Genomic DNA, 17,241 nt, shown 5'->3' on the forward strand with positions numbered 1-17,241 from the left:
CGTAGAGTACCGGGCGGGGTATACGACGAGGGAGCGCTTCGTATGGAACTGCAGATGGCGGCCGACGAGCTGAAGTCCGTGATCAACCGGCTCAAGCGAGCCCAGGGGCAGATAGCGGGCGTGATCAACATGATCGAGCAGGGCCGCTCCTGCGACGAGGTGGTCACCCAACTGGCCGCGGCATCAAGGGCGTTGGACCGCGCCGGGTTCGCGATCATCGCGACCGGTCTGGAGCACTGCATGGCCCCCGAGAACGGCGAGCCGGACATGGACCGCGACCAGATGCGGGCCCGGCTGGAGAAGCTTTTCCTCTCCCTCGCCTGAGCTGGGGTACACGAGTCCTTCGTCTGACTCGCAGTACCGGGGGCCTACGAGCGTGACCGCAGCAGGGTCTCAGTCCCGCCCCGCCCCCCGGTAAAGATCCAGCTCCCCTTCCAGTTCGACGGCCAGCACCGTGGCCTGGTCATCCAGGTCGGCCGCAGCTGGCGCGTCGATCCAAGTCACGCCCGGAACCGCGTCCAGTCCGCCGGTGACATGGTGGCCCAGTTCGGTGCCCGTACCCAGGACCGTGGCCCGCAGGACGCGGTTGCGCAGTCCGCGTACGGAGACGGTCTCTCGCGGTGCGTCGAAACACACCAGGTACAGCGTGCGCCGGTCGGCCGACAGCGTGCTGGGACCGTAGTGGTGCCCGGCGGGCAGCCCGGCGACTGTGCCGTACACGGCGTCGGCGTGCCGAGCGATCCACGCGCCGAGGCCCTCCAGGCGTTCGACCTGCTCCTCGGGGATCGTGCCGTCTTCCTGAGGCCCTGCGCCGAGCAGCAGATTGCCGCCCATGCCGATCGTCTCCGCGAAGTAACGCACCAACTGGCGCACCGACTTGAAGTCGCGGTCCTGCGGCCTGTAGCTCCACGAGTCGTTGATCGTCAGGCACAGCTCCCATGGACCCTCCGGCGCCTGGAGCGGGGCACCCTGTTCCGGAGTGGCGTAGTCGCCGTAGCCGAGCATGCGGCCGTTGAGGATGGTGTCCGGGTTGCTGGAGAGGATGAGATCGGCCAGCTCCCGCATCCGCCACTGCTCCTCCGTGCGCTCCCACTCGCCGTCGAACCAGAGGATGTCGGGACGGAAGCGCTCGACGAGTTCGCGGACCTGGCCGTCGCGGTAGGTGAGGTAGCGCGCCCAGGTCTGAGGGTCCTCCTTGCCGGGCCCGGCGTGCGAGTAGGCGTTGGCGGGCACAAGGTGCGGTCCCGGGTGCCGCTCGCTCGCGTAGTCCGGGTGGTTCCAGTCGGAGTGCGAGTAGTAGAGGCCGACCTTCAGGTCCCGGGCGCGCAGCGCGTCTACGAAGCCGGTGACGAGGTCTCGTCCTGCCGGAGTGTCGCGGACGACGTCGAGATTGCGGTGGTCGGTGTCCCACAGGGCGACGCCGTCGTGGTGCCGGGTGGTGAGCACCGCATACTTCGCGCCGACGCGCGCGAACAGCTCGGCCCAGGCGTCCGGGTCGAAGCGCGACGCGGTGAAGCCGTCGAGCTGTTTCATGTACTGCTCGTGCGTCATCTCGCCCGTGTAGAAGGACCAGGACTCGGCAGCGCCGCCCACGGCGTAGATGCCGTAGTGGATGAAGACGCCCAGCTTGGCGTCGGGAAACCAGGGTTGCATCGGCATACGCCCACGCTAAGCGCGACACCGTGGACGGTGCGTGGGCGGCGGTCACCACTACTGGTCGGTTTTCACCATTGGGCGATGCTCAGCAGTACGACTACACCTCGTGACGGTGCGCCCCCGGTGCGCCCCCGGATCACCCTCGGTTGGGCCTACTTGGCGCTATCCGATGGGTACATCAGGTGCCGGTCGCGTGTTCAATCACCTGTACCGCTCTACGTACGGACGGCCCCATACTTCAGGAGGCACCGTGATAGCCCCTCCCGAACCCGCCCTGACCGAAAGCGAGTTGATCGAGCGGGCGGTGGCCATGCGGCCCGCGCTGCTCGAACGGCAGCCGGAGACCGAGCGATTGACGCGCTACCCGAAGGAGACCCACGAGGATTTCTTACGCGCCGGCTTCTACCGCATCCTGCAGCCGCGCCGCTACGGCGGATACGAGTTCGGTCTGCCGACCTTCTACCGGGTGGTCACCGAGATCGCCCGTGGCTGCCCCTCGACGGGCTGGGCCCTCTCGCTCACCGCCGCCCATGTCCTCCAAGTGGCCTCCGTGTTCGAGGCGAAGGCGCAGGACGAGATCTTCGGTGACGAGGGCGACTTCCGGGCCGCGTCCACCGCGATGCCGGTCGGCGTGGCCGAGCCGGACGGCCACGGCCATGTCGTCCTCGACGGCAACTGGCCGTATGCCTCGGGCTCCCCGTACTCCACGCACTTCGTCGGCCAAATCCTGCGCGACCCCGAGAAACCGGGCGACCCGCCAGGACCGATGGTGCTGTTCGTCGCGCCACGCGTGGTCTGGACGCTGCTCGACGACTGGCACGGTGTCCTGGGTCTGCGCGGCAGCGGCTCCAACAGCATCCGGATGGAACGGGCGCGCATCCCCGCGTACTTCACCGTGGAAGCGAGCCTGCTCGATCTGCCGGTCGAGGGCGGCTCCCCCGGGTCGGAGCTGCACGGCAACCCGATGTACGCGGGGCGCGCGCCCAGCTTCTTCCACGGCGAGCTGGCCGCCATCATGATCGGCACCGCGTACGCGGCCGCCGACGAGTACGCGCGGATCGTCGCCGAGCGCCCACTGACCCTGGAACCCCACCGCACCCGGGCTGAACTCCACGACTACCAGCGCCACTTGGGCGAGGCGCTCGGCGTGATCCACACGGCGCACGCCGCTCTCCAGCGCACCGCCGAGGAGTACATGGAGACCTGCCACCGCAACGTGACGGGCGAGGCCCCCTTCACCACCGCCGAGGACAACCGCCTCGCGATGGTCTTCCTGAACGCCGGCCGTATGGCCTGGGACGCGATGCAGAACACCCTCTTCCGTACGGCGGGCTCCCGGTACGCCCGCGACGGGGAACGGATGCAGCGCTACTTCCGGGACGCGGCCACGTACTGGTCGCATCTCGGCCCCAACATGGCGGAGCCGCTCGCACGGCGGGTCGGCCGCGACCGGCTCGGGCTGCCTTCGGACGACGTCCCCCTCATCCCGTGAGCCATCTGTGATGCGTGGGGCAGGAATGCCCTGCCCCACGGCGGGTACGCGAGCCACGCGCCCGGGCGAACGGTTGTCCGGGTGCCCGAAAACGCCACTACGTCGGGATGTGCCATGGAAATACCCTCGAACGACAGCGTCACGTCGGCGGCGGAGCGGGCGCTGAGCGTGCTGGCCGAGAACACCGAGGACGATGCGGCGCTGGATACGCTGGCCGCCACGGACGTGCTGGTTCCGGTGCCCGATGACACCGACGACGAGGCGGTGGCCGATCCCACGGTGGTGGCGCTGCCTGTCCTGGAGCAGGACGGTGAGGAGCCGCTTGTGCCGGTGTTCACGTCGGAGCTGCGGATGGCTGAACTGCTGCCGGACGTGTCCCGGTACCGGCTGGTCCCGCTCGCTGCGCTGGCTTCTCAGTGGCCGTCCGGGGATCTGTCGCTGACGATCGACGCGAGTTCTCCGCACGGGTTGACGCTTGATTCGGAGGGTGTGCGCACCCTCCTGATCCGTTAGCCACCGGTTCGAATCTGCGGGTTGCCCTCCGGCGGTTGGGCGCCTGCGGGTTCGTTGTGGTTGCTCGCGCCCACGCGGCGGAGCCGCAAATTTATACAGCCCTGCGCCCCTTGGGTGCGGGGTGGGCGCGGGGAACTGCGCGACCAGCCACGACGGCGCCGCAGTCGTGACACGAAGTGTCACCCAACCACCCCCTGGCGGGGAGGCCTGGGGCGAAGCCCCGGGAGGTTCAGTCACCCTTCAGCATGCGCGCGAGCGCCGCGCGCTGAAGGGGCCGTACCTCCGTGTGCAGCTCGCGGCCCTTCTGGGTGAGCGCGACCCACACCCCGCGGCGGTCCTCCTGGCAGAGGGAGCGCGTGACCAGGCCCTCCTTCTCCAGGCGGCCGATGAGGCGGGACAGGGCGCTCTGGCTCAGGTGGACGCGGTCGGCGATGTCCTGCACGCGGCACTTCTCGCTCGGGTGCGTGGCCGCGCCCTCCACGAGGAGGTCGAGGACCTCGAAGTCGCTGGCGCCCAGGCCGTGCGGATGCAGCTCGCGGTCGATCTCGCAGGTGGTGCGCGCATGCACCGCCAGGATCTCCCGCCACCGCTCCTCGAGCCGGGAATCGGCCGTCTCCGCTGACATATATGCACGGTAACAGAAAAGGGAACTTTTGTTGCCTGTGCAACTAGTGACCCGAGTCAGGCGAAGATCTCGACCACCGACCACACGGCGAGGCCGAGCATGCACAGCCCGCCGATGTGCTGGACGGTCTTCAGGGGTACGCGCTTGGCGATGAAGCGACCCGCCAGCAGGGCCAGGGCGGAGACCGACATGAGGGCCGCGGCGGAGCCGATGGCCACGGACGCGATCCCGTTCGTGGCCGCGAGGTTGGCGGTCGTGATCTGCGTCAGGTCGCCCCACTCGCTGATGAAGACGGCCATGAAGGCGGTCGTGTAAACCGGCCAGAATCCGGTGACCGTCCGGCTGCCGCCCGCGTCCGCCTCCTCGTCGTCCCCTTCGCCGCGCAGCAGAATGAAGGCGCCGAAGGCGAAGAGCGCGGCCGAAACGGTTTTGACGGTCCAGTCGGGCAGCAGGCCGATGAGGCTGCCGGCGCCTACGGCGATCGCGACATGTACGACGAACGCGGTCGACGCGCCGAACCACACGTACAAGGGCCGCATGCGGGTGCCCATGGCCAGCGACGCGAACATCGTCTTGTCGGGAAGTTCGGCGAGGAAGATCAGCCCGAAGGCGGTGATGATCGTCAACGGGTCGAGAGACGCCAGAGGGGCGAGAGACATCCGGGTGGCTTTCTGTACGGGCCGGGCCTTCCGGATCTTCGCGAAGCGCCCTCGGCTGGGGCGACGGGAGAACCGATCGGCCCGGCATGACGGGTGCATCGCACGGCGTGCGAGCACATCAATGCCTGGCCGAAGGTCTCGCCCACCCGCATGTTCACGCGGGCCCGGCCACCGGGAACCCGTGGGCTCCAGTGTGTCGACGACCGGTTCGCAGAGCTACTCCCCTTCGCGATCACCCAGTGTACCGGTCGTTCACGTGCGTCTCGCATGAGCGTGCGAACGGAGGGTACGCGACAGGTGTCCCACAAGGACGGTCCCACGCGGACGGAACACGTCGTCCGCGGGACACGAAACGAAACGCGCCCCCATGACCAGCCCTCCCGACGAAGACACGTCCGCCGGCATCCTGCGCGCCCTGGGTGTCCTGGCTTACGACGGCCAGGACAGCGACGCGCGGGCGCTGTTGGCCGCGAGCAAGGTACTGGTGCCGGCCGACCCCCGCGACGAGGCGTACGCCTCGACACTGAAGCTCACGATGACAGGCCGCTCCGTGGAGGTCTTCACCTCCGAGGAGCGGATGGCCCTGGCGCTGCCGGACGTCCAGACCTACCACCTCGTACCCCTCGGCCTGCTCCCGGCCCACTGGCCCGAGGGAGGCCGCTCGCTCACCATCGACCCCGGTTCGCCGGACAGCCTGACGCTGTCGGCGGACGGCGTACGGTTGCTGCTCGGCGAACCTTGACGCCGCGCCCTGTCGCAGGGCTCAGGTCGACCGGCGCTTCACCAGCTCCGTCGGCAGGATCACCGCCGCCGGGTCCTCGCCGCCGATCTGGGCGAGCAGTACGCGCACCATCTCGGCGCTGATGCGGTCCCAGGGCTGACGGATCGTGGTCAGCTCCGGGCTCGTGGCGGTGGCAGCGGGGGAGTCGTCGAAGCCGCCGACCGCCACATCCTCCGGGACTCGGCGTCCGGACCGCTGGACTACGGCCAGTACGCCCTGCGCCATCAGGTCGGAGGCCACGAACACGGCGTCCATGTCGGGCACTTGGGCGAGGAGCCGCTCAGCGCCCGCCTCGCCGCTGGAGCGGCTGTAGTCGCCGGAGACGATGAGCCGCTCGTCGATCTCGATGCCCCCTTCGGTGAGCACCTCCCGGTAACCCGCGAGCCGTTCGACGCCACCTGGTGTGTCCAGCGGACCGGTCACCACGCCGATGCGACGGCGGCCGAGCGACAGCAGATGGCGCACCATGTCCCGGGCGCCGTCCCGGTCGTCCGCGGCCACGTAACTCACCTTGGAGCCGAGGCCTATGGGCTTGCCGCAAGCGACCAGCGGCACCCCCGCCTCCCGCAGCTGCTCGGCGACCGGGTCGCCGGAGTGGCTGGAGACCAGCAGCACTCCGTCGACGTGGCCTGCGGTGATGTACCGCGTGATGCGCCGCCGTTCGTCCTCCGTGCCGGCCAGCATCAGCAGCAGCGGGATGTCGTGCGTGGCCAGTGCCTGAGTGCAACCCCGTAGCAGAACATTGAAGTTGGGGTCCTCGAAGAACCTCTCCTGTGGTTCCGTGAGCAGAAAACCGACCGAGTCCGAACGCCCCGTGATCAGCGAGCGGGCGTGCCGGTTGACGACGTAACCCGTCCTCCGGATGGCCGCGTTGACCGCCTCCTGCGCCGACGGGCTCACGTAGTGCCCGCCGTTGAGTACGCGGGAGACGGTGCCGCGCGAGACACCGGCCTCGCGCGCCACGTCATGGATCGTCGGCGGCTTGCGCCGGCCCCCCGTCGAGTGCATGGTCATGACTTTACGGCTCCGGACAGCAGGTCGAGGCTCCAGAACCGCTGGATGACCAGGAACAGCGCGATCAGCGGGATCACCGCGAGCAGAGCTCCCGTGATCACGAGCGTGTACAACGCCGGGGTGTTGGCGCCCTGTTCGAGGAGCGTGAACAGACCCAGTGTGATCGGGAACTTCTCGTCGTCGCTGAGCATGATGTACGGCAGCAGGAAGTTGTTCCACACCGCCACGAACTGGAACAGGAAAACGGTCACCAGGCCCGGGATCATCATGGGCAGTGCGACCCGTGTGAAGATCCGCCACTCGCTCGCCCCGTCCATCCGCCCGGCCTCGACCACGTCACTGGGCACGGCCGCCGTGGCGTAGATGCGAGCGAGGTAGACGCCGTACGGCGACAGGATCAGGGGCAGCAGCACCGACGCGTACGAATCCGTCAGGTCGGCCTTGGCCAGCAGCAGATACTGCGGGATCGCCAGGATCACCGGCGGCATCAGCACGCCGGCCAGGAGGATGCTGAACACGGTCTCACGGCCACGGAAGCGGTAGATCGCGAGGGCGTAGCCGCTGAGCGCCGAGACCGCTGTCGACAGGAGGGCGCCGAGGCCCGCGTAGAGGGCGGAGTTGCCCATCCACTTCCAGTAGACGCCGTCACGATAGGCGTTGAGGTCGGACAGATTCTCCGCGAAGCCGGTGCCCGGCAGGAACGTAAAGGTCGAGAACAGCTCACGGCCTGATTTGGTTGCCGCGATCACTACCCAGGCCACGGGCAGCAGGCAGTAGATCGCGCCGAGCAGCAGCGTGAGCGTCGGGACGAAGGCGATCCGGCGGCGCAGCGGCGGCCCCTGCGCGGTGCCGGGCGTCGTGCCCGCGGCCGGAGCGGCCTTGCGGACGGCAAGAGAACTCATCGTGCTTCCTCCTGCTTGGTACGGGAGTTGGCGGCGCGGAGGAACCCGAAGGACAGGACGAGCGTGACGAGCGCGATGATCACGGCGCCCGCGGCGGCCGAGTGGATGTCGCCCTTGCCGAAGGCGTCCACGTACACCTTCATCAGCGGACTCCAGGTGGTGGAAACGGAGTTGGTGAGCGGCTTGAGCGTGGTCGGCTCGCTGAACACCTGGAGCGTCGCGATGATCGAGAAGAAGAAGGTCAGCACCAGCGAGGGTGCCACCATCGGGATCTTGATCCGCAGTGCGATCTGCAGCGGGGGCGCACCGTCCAGCTTCGCCGCCTCGTGCACCTCGGCCGGGATGGCCTGCAACGAGGTGTAGATGACGATCATGTTGAAGCCGGTACCGCCCCACACCGCGATGTTCGACAGCGCGGCGTACAGCCCCCCGCCGTCCAGCAGGTCCGGCTGCGGCAGCCCCAGCTTGTCGAGTACGAAGTAGAAGGGGCTGACGTCCGGCAGATACAGGAAGCCCCACAGCAGCGCCGCGACGACGCCCGGAATGGCGTACGGCAGGAAGATCGCGAGCCGGGTGACGGGCGCGAGACGGACCCGCTCGGTGTCGAGCATCAGCGCGAAGAGCAGGGCGAGACCGAGCATGACCGGGACGACGATGGCGCCGTACCCGAGCACACGCAGCGCCCCGGCCAGCAGCTCCGAGTCGGTCAGGGCGTCGGTGTAGTTCTCCAGGCCCGCCCAGACCTCGCTGCGGGCGCCCGAACCCAGGCCCAGGCCCTTGACCTGGACTTTGTGGAGACTGAGCCAGATCGCGTAGCCGATGGGCAGCGCGAAGAAGAGGGCGAAGAGGATCGTTGCGGGAAGGAGGAAGGCGTACGGGGCTCCCTTGACCCCGTACGCCTTCCGGCGTGCGCTCGTCACTCCGCGACCTCGAAGCCCTGCTTCTTCATGTCGGCGACCGTGTCGTCCTGCATCGTCTTCAGGGCGGCACCGAAGTCCGACTTGTCCTTGGCGGCCTTGCCGAACGCGTCCTTGAAGGTGGTGTACGCGACGTTCACGTTCGGGCCCCACGCGGAGGGCGCCGTGGTCTTCGCGATCTCGGAGGCCTGGGTGTAGAAGTCCGGCTGGTTGGAGAAGAAGGCCGGCGGCTCGGTGAACGCGTCACTGGTCTGCGCGGTCGTGGCGGCCGGATAGATGCCGCCCTCCTTCGCGAGCGCGGTCAGCGCGGCCGGGTCCGTGTTCAGCCAGGTGGCGAACTTCGCGGCGGCCGACTTGTTCTTGGAGTCCGTGGTGACGGCCGTGGAGGAGCCGCCCCAGCTGCCCGTCACGTTCTCGCCGGCCGACCACTGCGGCAGCGGGGCCATCGCCCACTTGCCCTTGGTGCCGGGCGCCGCGGTCGTCAGGGTGCCGGGCGCCCAGACCGCGCTCACCCAGGCGATCTGCTTGCCGGTGTTGAGCGCCTTGTTCCAGGCCGGGGTGTACATCGGCTGGTTGTCGATCGCGCCCTCCTCGACGAGACCGCCCCAGAAGTCGGCGACCTTCTGCGTGGCCGCGTCGTCGATGCCGACCTTCCACGTCTCGCCCTCGGTGGTCCACCATTTGGCGCCCGCCTGCTGCGCGAGACCCGCGAACTGCCCGGAGTCGTTGGCGGAGAACGTGGTGAGGTCCGTGTCCGGGGACTTCTTCTTCAGCGCGCGTGCGGTCTCCGCGAACTCCTCCCAGGTCTTGGGGACTTCGAGTTCGTACTGCTTGAAGAGGTCCTCGCGGTAGTAGAACATCATCGGCCCGGAGTCCTGCGGGATCGCGTACACCGCGTCCGAGCCCAACGTCGTCTGCTGCCAGACACCCTCGGCGAACTTGTCCTGCACACCGTCCACGTCACCGGCTATGTCGGCGAGCACGTCATTGCTGACCAGGGTCGGCAGGGCCTGGTACTCGGTCTGCACCAGGTCCGGGGCCTTCTTGGCCTTGTGCGCGGTGAGGATCTTGGTGACGAGGGTGTCGCCGGACGCCTGCTTCTTCACCGTGACGGTGATCTGCTCGTCCTTGCCCGGGCCCTTGTTCCAGAGGTCGGCGACCTTGTCCATGCCCGGCGTCCAGGACCAGTACGTCAGCGAGACCGGCCCCGAGTCGGCCTCGCTGTCCTCGTCCGAAGATCCGCAGGCGGCGAGTGCGGTGGCGCCAAGGACGACGGCGACCGAGGTGGCTGCGACCTGACGGAGCCGACGCGGCTTCGTGTTTGGCATGGATCTATCTCCCCTGACCTGGGTCCCCGCTCTGCTGCGGGGACCGCGCCATGCTTCTGTGAGCGTTCACAGTAGAGAAACATCCAGGACACTTGTCAATGGTTGTTGCTGTGCGGTTATGTTGGGCTCGCGCCGTCAGCGCTGTGTGTGCACGTTCCCAAATGATCGACCAAACCGGGAGAGATCCATGCCGGAGACCGCCCCCAAGGGCCTCACCAGGCTCGCCTTCGGTGGGGACTACAACCCCGAGCAGTGGCCGGAAAGCGTCTGGCACGAGGACGTCCGGCTGATGCGCGAGGCGGGCGTCACGATGGTGAGCGTCGGGATCTTCTCCTGGGCCCTGCTCGAACCCTCACCCGGGGCCTACGAGTTCGGCTGGCTCGACCGTCTCCTGGACCTGCTGCACGAGCACGGAATACGCGCCGACCTCGGTACGCCGACGGTGGCGCCGCCGGCCTGGTTCTACCGGGCGCACCCCGAGGCGCTGCCGATGGCCGCCGACGGGACGCGCTACGAGTTCGGCTCGCGCGGCGCCATCTGCCACAGCAACCCGCACTATCGCGAGGCCGCCGCCGCCATCACCACCAGGCTCGCCAAGCGCTACGCCGACCATCCCGCGCTCGCGCTGTGGCACGTGCACAACGAGTACGGCGTCCCCGTGTCGGCCTGCTACTGCGAGTCCTGCGCCGCGCACTTCCGGCGCTGGCTGGCAGCGGCGTACGGCACCGTCGACGCGGTCAACGAGGCCTGGGGGACCGCCTTCTGGGGCCAGCGGTACGCGGACTTCGACCAGATCAACCCGCCCCGGGTAACCCCCACGGTCGGCAACCCGGCGCAGGCGCTCGACTACAAGCGCTTCGCCGACGCCACCATGCGCGAGAACTTCGTGACCGAACGGGACATCCTGCACCACCTCTCGCCCGGCATCCCGGTCACCACGAACTTCATGACCGCCCTCAGCCAGTGCGACTCCGTCGACTATTGGGCCTGGGGCCGTGAGGTCGACCTCGTCACCAACGACCACTACCTGATCACCGACGGCCGCCGTACCCACGTCAATCTCGGCATGGCCGCCGACCTCACCCGCTCCGTCGCCGGCGGCGCCCCCTGGCTGCTCCTCGAGCACTCCACGTCGGGGATCAACTGGCAGCCCCGTAACCCCGCCAAGGCCCCCGGCGAGATGGCCCGCAACTCCCTCGCGCATGTGGGCCGCGGCTCCGACGGCGCCCTGTTCTTCCAGTGGCGGCAGTCGCGGCGCGGCGCGGAGAAGTTCCACTCGGCGATGCTGCCGCATGCGGGCACGGACTCGCGGGTGTGGCGCGAAGTGGTCGAACTCGGCGCCTCCGTAAGCACGTTGGCGTCGATCCAGGGCACGCGCACCGTCGCCGACGTCGCCGTCCTCTGGGACTGGCACTCCTGGTGGGCGCAGAATCTCCAGTGGCGCCCCAGCGAGGACCACGACCCGCGCGAACGCGCCGACGCCTTCTATGAAGCCCTCTACGACCGCCACCTCACCGTCGACTTCGCCCACCCGGAAGCCGACTTGTCGGCCTATCCACTTGTCGTCGTGCCCGCGCTGTATCTGATGACGGAAGCCGCCGGGCGGAACCTCAAGGAGTACGTGGAGAACGGCGGCACCCTTGTCGTCTCGTACTTCTCCGGCATCGTCGACGAGCACGACGCCGTGCACGACGGCCCCTACCCGGGCCCCCTGCGGGACGTACTCGGCCTGACCGTCGAGGAGTTCTCGCCGCTGCTCCCCGGCGACCAGGTCCGCGTCACCGGCCCCGAGGGCTCAGAACTCACCGCCGACGTATGGACCGAGTTCGTGGTGCCGCGCGGTGCCGACACCGTCTGGACGTACGCCGACGGGCTCACCGCGGGCCACCCGGCCATCACCCGGCACCGGCTCGGCGAGGGCATCGCCTGGTACGTCTCCACCCGCCTCGGGTCCGACGGCCTCGACGCCCTGATGGGCTGGGCCGCTGAGGACGCCCGCATCGCGCCGCGCGCCGACCTGCCGCGCGACGTCGAAGTGGTGCGCCGCACCGGCGAGTCCGGCACCTACCTCTTCGCGATCAACCACACCTCGTCGGACGCCAAGGTGCCGCTGGAGGCGCACGGCACCGAGCTGCTGACGGGCGAACGCGCCGCGGGCCGCCTCGCCGTTCCCGCGGGAGCCGTCCGGGTCGTACGACTCGACGGCTGAGCCGACTCCCTCCGCCCGTGTGAGCGCACGAGCCGCGGGCGGAGGGGCTTCCCCTCGCGATCAGGAGGGGCACCCCCCCCATACCCATCACGTCGAAGGGACGACGGACGACGATGTTCCATCCCAGACGCACACTCAAGGCCCTGCTGCTGCCGCTCGTGGCCGGGCTCGCCCTCACCGCCCTGCCCGCACAGTCGGCGGTGGCGGCGAGCACGCTCCAGAACGTTGGCTTCGAGGCCGACGGTTCCGGTGTCGCCACGCCCAGCGGCTGGTCGGAGTACGGCTCCACCGGCGCCTCCTTCGTGGAGTCCGGTGGCCGCAGCGGTAGTTACCGCCTGTCGCACTACGCGTCCTCCGCGTACAAGGTGGAGACGTACCAGTACCTCTCCGGGCTGACCAACGGGAACTACACCCTCAGGGCCTGGGTGCGCTCGGGCGGCGGGCAGAAGTCCACTTACCTGGCGCTCAAGAACTGCGGAAGCGCCGAGCAGCGCACCGATCTTCCCGTCTCCAGCCGCGGCTGGATCCGCATCGTCGTCCCCATCCGGGTGACGAACAACCAGTGCACGATCAGCATCAACTCCGATGCGAACGCGGGCAACTGGATCAACGCCGACGACCTGACGTTCACCTCGGGCACGACCAACGGCCTGGCCATCAAGGGCTCTGACGTCTCGTCACTCCCCAAGAGCGAGGCCAAGGGCGGCGTCTACCGGACCAGCTCCGGCAGTACCGGCGACGCCCTCGCCATCCTCAAATCCCACGGGCACAACTACGCCCGCCTCAAGGTGTGGGTGAACCCGGCCGACGGCTACAACAACAAAGCCCGCGTCCTCGCGATGGCCAAGCGCGTCAAGGCGCAGGGCATGAAGCTCCTCGTCGACTTCCACTACTCGGACTTCTGGGCCGACCCGGGCCGCCAGGACAAGCCCGCCGCCTGGGCCGGACACTCGTACAGCCAGCTGAAGACGGACGTCTACAACCACACGTACGACGTCCTCAACGCCCTGAAGGCGCAGGGCACCACGGCCGACATGGTGCAGGTCGGCAACGAAATCAACGGCGGCATGCTCTGGAACGAGGGCTCCACCGACAACTGGGGACAGCTCGCCGGGCTGCTCAACTCCGGCTACGACGCGGTCAAGGCGGTCAACTCGTCCACGACCGTGGCGCTGCACCTCGCCAAGGGCGGTGACCTCGCGGGTACCCGTTGGTGGTTCGACAGCGCGCGCTCGAACGGTGTGAAGTTCGACGTCATCGGCCTGTCGTACTACGGCTACTGGCATGGTTCGCTGAGCGACTTCCAGACCACCCTGGACGACGCGGCGACCCGCTACAGCAAGCCGGTCTACGTCGCCGAGACGGCCTACCCCTTCCGTCTTGGCAGCGAGGACGTGCACGAGGACATCATCAACACGAGCGGTGAGCTGGTGGCCGGATACCCGGCCACCACGGCCGGGCAGACCGCCTGGTTCCGCGACATCATGAACATCGTGGAGGCCGTCCCGAACAACCGCGGCCTCGGTGTCTTCTACTGGGAATCCACCTGGACCGCGGTCAACGGCAACGGCTGGGACCCGACCGACCCCTCGTCGGGCAACGCCTGGGAGAACCAGGCCCTGTTCGGCTACGACGATCGGCCGCTTCCGGCGATGTCATTGTTCAACCGCCGGTGACGCACTGACTGGCACTGACTGAACCGGAGCCCGCCCGCGCGCCAAGCGTGGGCGGGCTTTCCGTCACGTACGGCTGCTGCTGCCGTCACCACCGCCGCCGCCCGTCCAGAACGGCTCGCGCAGCTTGAACTTCTGCAGCTTCCCGGTGGCCGTACGCGGCAGCGACTCGACGAAGTCGACCCGCTTGGGCGTCTTGAAACCGGCGAGCCGCGTACGGCAGTGGGCGATCAACTCCTCGGCGGTGACGCCCGATTCGTCCGTCACGACGAGCGCGGTGACCAGCTCGCCCCACTTGGCGTCCGGAATTCCGATGACCGCCACCTCGCGCACGGCCGGATGCGAGGTGATCACGTCCTCCACCTCGATCGACGAGACGTTCTCGCCGCCGGAGATGATGACGTCCTTCTTGCGGTCGGAGATCACCAAATAGCCCTCGTCGTCGACGTATCCGCCGTCGCCGGTGTGGAACCAGCCGCCCGCCTGCGCCTTCGCCGTCTCCTCGGGCTGGTCCCAGTACCCGTCCAGGTTGTGGTTCGAGGCGGTGAGCACTTCGCCGTCGGCGTCCACGTCGACGCGTACCCCGAGCGCGGGCACACCCGCCCGCCCCAGTCGGCGGGCACGTTCGGTGGGCTCAAGGTCGTCCCACTCCTCGCGGCCGCGGTTGACCGTGACGAGCGGTGAGGTCTCCGTCAGCCCGTAGATCTGGATGAACTCCCAGCCCAGTTCGCCCATCACGCGCTCGATCGTGCGGGTCGGCGGCGGCGCGCCCGCGCAGACGATACGAACCCGGTCGCGGCCTGGGATCTCGCCGTCCCAGTCGGCCGCCGCGTCGAGCACGGCGTTCAGCACGGCGGGCGCCGCACACATCAGGGTGACGCCGTGCCGCTCGACGCGGCGCAGGATCTCGGCGCCGTCGATCTGGCGGAGGACGATGTGCCGGCCGCCGACGCCTGTCACGCCGTACGGCATGCCCCAGCCGTTGGCGTGGAACATCGGCAGCGTGTGCAGATAGACGTCACGGTCACTGATCGTGGTGTGCAGACCGAACACCGTCGCGTTCAGCCACAGATTGCGGTGCGTGAGCTGAACTCCCTTGGGCCGGGCGGTCGTTCCGGACGTGTAGTTGATGCTGGCCGTCGCGTCCTCGCCCGGCTCGGCCCATTCCCGCGGCTCGGTGCCGTGCAGGAAGAGCTCCTCGTCGTCATTCTCCCCGAGCACGAACTTGTGCTTCACCTCGAGCGAGTCGAGCACGTCCGCGCGGGACGTGTCCGCGAAGACGACGGACGCGCCGGAGTGCCGGACGATGTAGTCGATCTCCGGCTGAGTGAGCCGGAAGTTGACCGGCACCAGGACCCGGCCCCACCCGGAGACCCCGAAGAACGAGGTCAGCAACCGCGCCGAGTTCTGCGAGACCACCGCGACGCGCCCGCCCACGGGGATGCCGAGCCGGTCGAGCCGGGCAGCCTGAGCACGGGCCAGCGCGGCCAGCTCCCGATAGGTGAGCTCTCCGAGGCTCGGTCCCGGCTGCTCCGGTTCGTCGACGACGGCGACGCGGTCCCGATACACATGCGCCGCGCGGTCGAGGAAGTCACGGACGGTCAGCGGGTAGTACACAACAGCACCTCCGGGGTCGGTAGTTCCTCCGGTATAGCCGCTGGGGCGCCGCCATCCGTACTGTCCGACACACAGAAGCAACCAATTGATGACGAGGTCAGCCGTGAACCCCTTCCGCAAGGCCGTCGAGGACGGCGACCACGAGGCCGTCGTGGCCCTGCTCGCTGAGGACGTCGTGTTCACCAGCCCGGTGGTGTTCAAGCCGTACGCCGGAAAGGCGATCACCGCGGCGATCCTGGGCGCCGTCCTGCGCGTCTTCGAGGACTTCCGCTACGTCCGAGAGATCGCGAACCCGGATGGCCGGGACCTCGTTCTGGTCTTCGAGGCGCGAGTGGGCGAGCGGCAGATCCAGGGCTGCGACCTGCTGCACTTCGACGAGGACGGCCGGATCGATGCCCTCACGGTCATGGTCCGCCCACTGTCCGGCGCCCAGGCGCTCCAGCAGGCGATGGCGGCACAGTTCGAGCGCATCGAACGAGAGGCCGCGGGCGCGTGAGAATCCCGGAGCGATAACCTGATCTCCTGCCACGACCAGGAGATTTACGTCCATGACAGCGCCCCGATCCGAGAAGATGGACGGACCCGGAGAGTTCCGTGTGCCCGCCGGGCGGCCGTCGTCGTGGCGGGGACAGGGGCCGATCGTGGCAGTGGTCGCGGCCGGTGGCGCGCTGGGAGCGGCCGGCCGGTACGGGGCCTCGCTGATCTGGCCCACGCAGACCGGCGCCTTCCCCTGGACCACGCTCTGGGTCAACGTCCTCGGGTGCGCCGTGATCGGCGTCTTCATGGTCGTGATCAGCGACGTGTGGGTGGCGCACCGACTGGTCCGCCCCTTCTTCGGCACCGGCGTCCTCGGCGGCTTCACCACCTTCTCGACGTACGCCGTCGACATCCAGAAACTGGTCGACGAGGGCCGCCCCCGGACCGGTCTCGCCTACCTCGCCGCCACCCTGGTCGCGGCGCTCATGGCGGTGTGGCTCGCGGTGACGGCGGCCCGCCGGGTCCTGGCATGGAGGCGGCGATGACAAGACTGACGGGCGACGCCCTACGGCTGACGATCTTCATCGGCGAGAACGACACCTGGCACCGCAAACCGCTGTACTCGCAGATCGTGCACCGGGCACGCGCGGCGGGACTCGCGGGCGCGAGCGTCTTCCGGGGCATCGAGGGTTTCGGCGCGTCCTCGCTGATCCACACCTCGCGGCTGCTGTCGCTGAGCGAGGACCTGCCGGTGGCCATCGTCATCGTGGACACCGAGGAGCGCGTACGCGCCTTTCTGCCGGAGCTCGACGAGTTGGTGGGGGAAGGGCTGGTGATCCTGGACGACTGCCAGGTCATCAGATATGTAGGCCGCGAGGAGGACCCCGCTCCCGTGGACCGGAAAGGCAAGAAGTCGTCGTGAACTGGCTGTTGGTGATCGCCGGCGGCATGGTCGGCGCCCCCCTGCGCTACCTCACCGACCGCGCGGTGCAGACCCGTCACGACACGGTCTTCCCCTGGGGCACCTTCACCGCGAACGTCGTCGGCTGCCTGATCCTGGGCACACTGACCGGCGCGGCTTCGGCCGGAGCGGCCTCCTCGCACGTCCAACTGCTGCTCGGTACAGGCCTGTGCGGTGCGCTCACCACGTACTCGACGTTCTCGTACGAGACCTTGCGGCTGGCCGAGGACGGGGCCCGTTTCTACGCCGCCGTCAATGTGATCGCGAGCGTGGTCGCGGGGCTTGGGGCGGCGTTTGTGGGGGTTTCGATCGCTCAGGCTCTGTGGGCGTAGGCGACTGCACCGCTCCTGGCCCTGCTCTTACCAGGGCGGCTTGAATCGGCCTGTTGCTGATCGGGCTGTTGGGTTGGGGTGTGAT

Annotated in this window: 18 protein-coding genes; 10 read left to right on the forward strand and 8 right to left on the reverse strand. The window is 68.6% G+C overall.

The annotated features are described in order from the left end of the window. Window positions 1–42 precede the first annotated feature (42 nt). Window positions 43–324, forward strand: coding sequence for a metal-sensitive transcriptional regulator (locus G6048_RS05235; protein WP_033318546.1), 282 nt, complete (start codon window positions 43–45; stop codon window positions 322–324). A gap of 69 nt (window positions 325–393) precedes the next feature. Here G6048_RS05235 and G6048_RS05240 read toward each other — a convergent pair whose 3' ends face one another. Continuing rightward, the gene (locus tag G6048_RS05240; RefSeq protein WP_165338250.1) at window positions 394–1,659 is read right to left on the reverse strand and encodes an alpha-L-fucosidase; all 1,266 of its coding nucleotides are present in this window, start codon (window positions 1,657–1,659) and stop codon (window positions 394–396) included. Window positions 1,660–1,906: 247 nt separating this feature from the next. Here G6048_RS05240 and G6048_RS05245 point away from each other — a divergent pair, with 247 nt between their 5' ends. Further along, entirely contained in the window at window positions 1,907–3,148 is a 1,242-nt protein-coding gene (locus tag G6048_RS05245; protein WP_165338251.1) for an acyl-CoA dehydrogenase family protein, read from the forward strand. A 114-nt stretch (window positions 3,149–3,262) separates the two neighbouring features. Next, window positions 3,263–3,661 carry an SseB family protein gene (locus tag G6048_RS05250; RefSeq protein WP_165338291.1) on the forward strand — a complete coding sequence of 133 codons (399 nt, stop codon included), beginning with the start codon at window positions 3,263–3,265 and terminating at the stop codon, window positions 3,659–3,661. Between the two features lie 229 nt (window positions 3,662–3,890). On the opposite strand, the gene G6048_RS05255 is transcribed toward G6048_RS05250, so the two are convergent. Continuing rightward, window positions 3,891–4,286 (reverse strand): MarR family winged helix-turn-helix transcriptional regulator, encoded by a 396-nt coding sequence (locus tag G6048_RS05255; RefSeq protein ID WP_165338252.1) that lies wholly within the window; start codon window positions 4,284–4,286, stop codon window positions 3,891–3,893. A 56-nt stretch (window positions 4,287–4,342) separates the two neighbouring features. Further along, window positions 4,343–4,945 carry a TMEM165/GDT1 family protein gene (locus G6048_RS05260; RefSeq protein WP_165338253.1) on the reverse strand — a complete coding sequence of 201 codons (603 nt, stop codon included), beginning with the start codon at window positions 4,943–4,945 and terminating at the stop codon, window positions 4,343–4,345. Window positions 4,946–5,312: 367 nt separating this feature from the next. On the opposite strand from G6048_RS05260, the gene G6048_RS05265 reads away from it, so the two are divergent. Then, the gene (locus G6048_RS05265) at window positions 5,313–5,687 is read left to right on the forward strand and encodes an SseB family protein (RefSeq protein ID WP_165338254.1); all 375 of its coding nucleotides are present in this window, start codon (window positions 5,313–5,315) and stop codon (window positions 5,685–5,687) included. Between the two features lie 21 nt (window positions 5,688–5,708). On the opposite strand, the gene G6048_RS05270 is transcribed toward G6048_RS05265, so the two are convergent. From G6048_RS05270 to G6048_RS05285, 4 genes are read right to left on the reverse strand one after another with little or no spacing between them, the layout of a single operon-like run. Further along, the gene (locus G6048_RS05270; protein ID WP_165338255.1) at window positions 5,709–6,740 is read right to left on the reverse strand and encodes a LacI family DNA-binding transcriptional regulator; all 1,032 of its coding nucleotides are present in this window, start codon (window positions 6,738–6,740) and stop codon (window positions 5,709–5,711) included. Beyond that, window positions 6,737–7,642, reverse strand: coding sequence for a carbohydrate ABC transporter permease (locus G6048_RS05275; RefSeq protein WP_165338256.1), 906 nt, complete (start codon window positions 7,640–7,642; stop codon window positions 6,737–6,739). The genes G6048_RS05270 and G6048_RS05275 overlap by 4 nt, the downstream gene beginning before the upstream one ends. Beyond that, window positions 7,639–8,562 carry a carbohydrate ABC transporter permease gene (locus tag G6048_RS05280; RefSeq protein WP_165338257.1) on the reverse strand — a complete coding sequence of 308 codons (924 nt, stop codon included), beginning with the start codon at window positions 8,560–8,562 and terminating at the stop codon, window positions 7,639–7,641. The genes G6048_RS05275 and G6048_RS05280 overlap by 4 nt, the downstream gene beginning before the upstream one ends. Next, the gene (locus tag G6048_RS05285) at window positions 8,559–9,887 is read right to left on the reverse strand and encodes an ABC transporter substrate-binding protein (protein ID WP_165338258.1); all 1,329 of its coding nucleotides are present in this window, start codon (window positions 9,885–9,887) and stop codon (window positions 8,559–8,561) included. Before G6048_RS05285 ends, G6048_RS05280 begins: the two co-directional genes overlap by 4 nt. Before the next feature lie 187 nt (window positions 9,888–10,074). Between G6048_RS05285 and G6048_RS05290 the strand changes: the two genes are divergently transcribed. After that, a complete protein-coding gene (locus G6048_RS05290) occupies window positions 10,075–12,096 on the forward strand; it encodes a beta-galactosidase (protein WP_165338259.1) in 2,022 nt (673 codons plus the stop codon). A gap of 113 nt (window positions 12,097–12,209) precedes the next feature. Next, window positions 12,210–13,772: a glycoside hydrolase family 53 protein gene (locus G6048_RS05295; protein WP_165338260.1), complete on the forward strand. Its 1,563-nt coding sequence runs from the start codon at window positions 12,210–12,212 to the stop codon at window positions 13,770–13,772. 63 nt (window positions 13,773–13,835) lie between these two features. Here the strand turns inward: G6048_RS05295 and G6048_RS05300 are convergent, their stop codons facing one another. Further along, window positions 13,836–15,386 carry an AMP-binding protein gene (locus G6048_RS05300; RefSeq protein WP_165338261.1) on the reverse strand — a complete coding sequence of 517 codons (1,551 nt, stop codon included), beginning with the start codon at window positions 15,384–15,386 and terminating at the stop codon, window positions 13,836–13,838. 103 nt (window positions 15,387–15,489) lie between these two features. Between G6048_RS05300 and G6048_RS05305 the strand changes: the two genes are divergently transcribed. Genes G6048_RS05305 through crcB (G6048_RS05320) form a run of 4 tightly spaced genes read left to right on the forward strand, consistent with a single transcriptional unit; the run spans window position 15,490 to window position 17,156 of the window. Then, window positions 15,490–15,882, forward strand: coding sequence for a nuclear transport factor 2 family protein (locus G6048_RS05305; protein WP_165338292.1), 393 nt, complete (start codon window positions 15,490–15,492; stop codon window positions 15,880–15,882). Window positions 15,883–15,934: 52 nt separating this feature from the next. Beyond that, window positions 15,935–16,408, forward strand: coding sequence for a fluoride efflux transporter CrcB (crcB, locus tag G6048_RS05310; protein ID WP_165338262.1), 474 nt, complete (start codon window positions 15,935–15,937; stop codon window positions 16,406–16,408). Next, window positions 16,405–16,785, forward strand: coding sequence for a DUF190 domain-containing protein (locus G6048_RS05315; RefSeq protein WP_165338263.1), 381 nt, complete (start codon window positions 16,405–16,407; stop codon window positions 16,783–16,785). The genes crcB (G6048_RS05310) and G6048_RS05315 overlap by 4 nt, the downstream gene beginning before the upstream one ends. Then, window positions 16,782–17,156 (forward strand): fluoride efflux transporter CrcB, encoded by a 375-nt coding sequence (crcB, locus tag G6048_RS05320; protein ID WP_165338264.1) that lies wholly within the window; start codon window positions 16,782–16,784, stop codon window positions 17,154–17,156. Before G6048_RS05315 ends, crcB (G6048_RS05320) begins: the two co-directional genes overlap by 4 nt. The last annotated feature ends 85 nt before the right edge of the window (window positions 17,157–17,241 follow it).

Origin of the sequence: Streptomyces ureilyticus (genome assembly GCF_011045025.1) — a bacterium.
GTDB classification, from domain to species: domain Bacteria; phylum Actinomycetota; class Actinomycetes; order Streptomycetales; family Streptomycetaceae; genus Streptomyces; species Streptomyces ureilyticus.

What these genes read in the sequence shown, in the direction of transcription:
- G6048_RS05290 (WP_165338259.1), top strand. Translation starts at nt 10,075, where the DNA reads ATGCCGGAGACCGCCCCCAAGGGCCTCACCAGGCTCGCCTTCGGTGGG.
- G6048_RS05260 (WP_165338253.1), bottom strand. Translation starts at nt 4,945, where the DNA reads ATGTCTCTCGCCCCTCTGGCGTCTCTCGACCCGTTGACGATCATCACC.
- G6048_RS05285 (WP_165338258.1), bottom strand. Translation starts at nt 9,887, where the DNA reads ATGCCAAACACGAAGCCGCGTCGGCTCCGTCAGGTCGCAGCCACCTCG.
- G6048_RS05315 (WP_165338263.1), top strand. Translation starts at nt 16,405, where the DNA reads ATGACAAGACTGACGGGCGACGCCCTACGGCTGACGATCTTCATCGGC.
- G6048_RS05295 (WP_165338260.1), top strand. Translation starts at nt 12,210, where the DNA reads ATGTTCCATCCCAGACGCACACTCAAGGCCCTGCTGCTGCCGCTCGTG.
- G6048_RS05235 (WP_033318546.1), top strand. Translation starts at nt 43, where the DNA reads ATGGAACTGCAGATGGCGGCCGACGAGCTGAAGTCCGTGATCAACCGG.
- G6048_RS05265 (WP_165338254.1), top strand. Translation starts at nt 5,313, where the DNA reads ATGACCAGCCCTCCCGACGAAGACACGTCCGCCGGCATCCTGCGCGCC.
- crcB (WP_165338262.1), top strand. Translation starts at nt 15,935, where the DNA reads ATGACAGCGCCCCGATCCGAGAAGATGGACGGACCCGGAGAGTTCCGT.
- G6048_RS05275 (WP_165338256.1), bottom strand. Translation starts at nt 7,642, where the DNA reads ATGAGTTCTCTTGCCGTCCGCAAGGCCGCTCCGGCCGCGGGCACGACG.
- G6048_RS05240 (WP_165338250.1), bottom strand. Translation starts at nt 1,659, where the DNA reads ATGCCGATGCAACCCTGGTTTCCCGACGCCAAGCTGGGCGTCTTCATC.
- G6048_RS05255 (WP_165338252.1), bottom strand. Translation starts at nt 4,286, where the DNA reads ATGTCAGCGGAGACGGCCGATTCCCGGCTCGAGGAGCGGTGGCGGGAG.
- G6048_RS05270 (WP_165338255.1), bottom strand. Translation starts at nt 6,740, where the DNA reads ATGACCATGCACTCGACGGGGGGCCGGCGCAAGCCGCCGACGATCCAT.
- G6048_RS05250 (WP_165338291.1), top strand. Translation starts at nt 3,263, where the DNA reads ATGGAAATACCCTCGAACGACAGCGTCACGTCGGCGGCGGAGCGGGCG.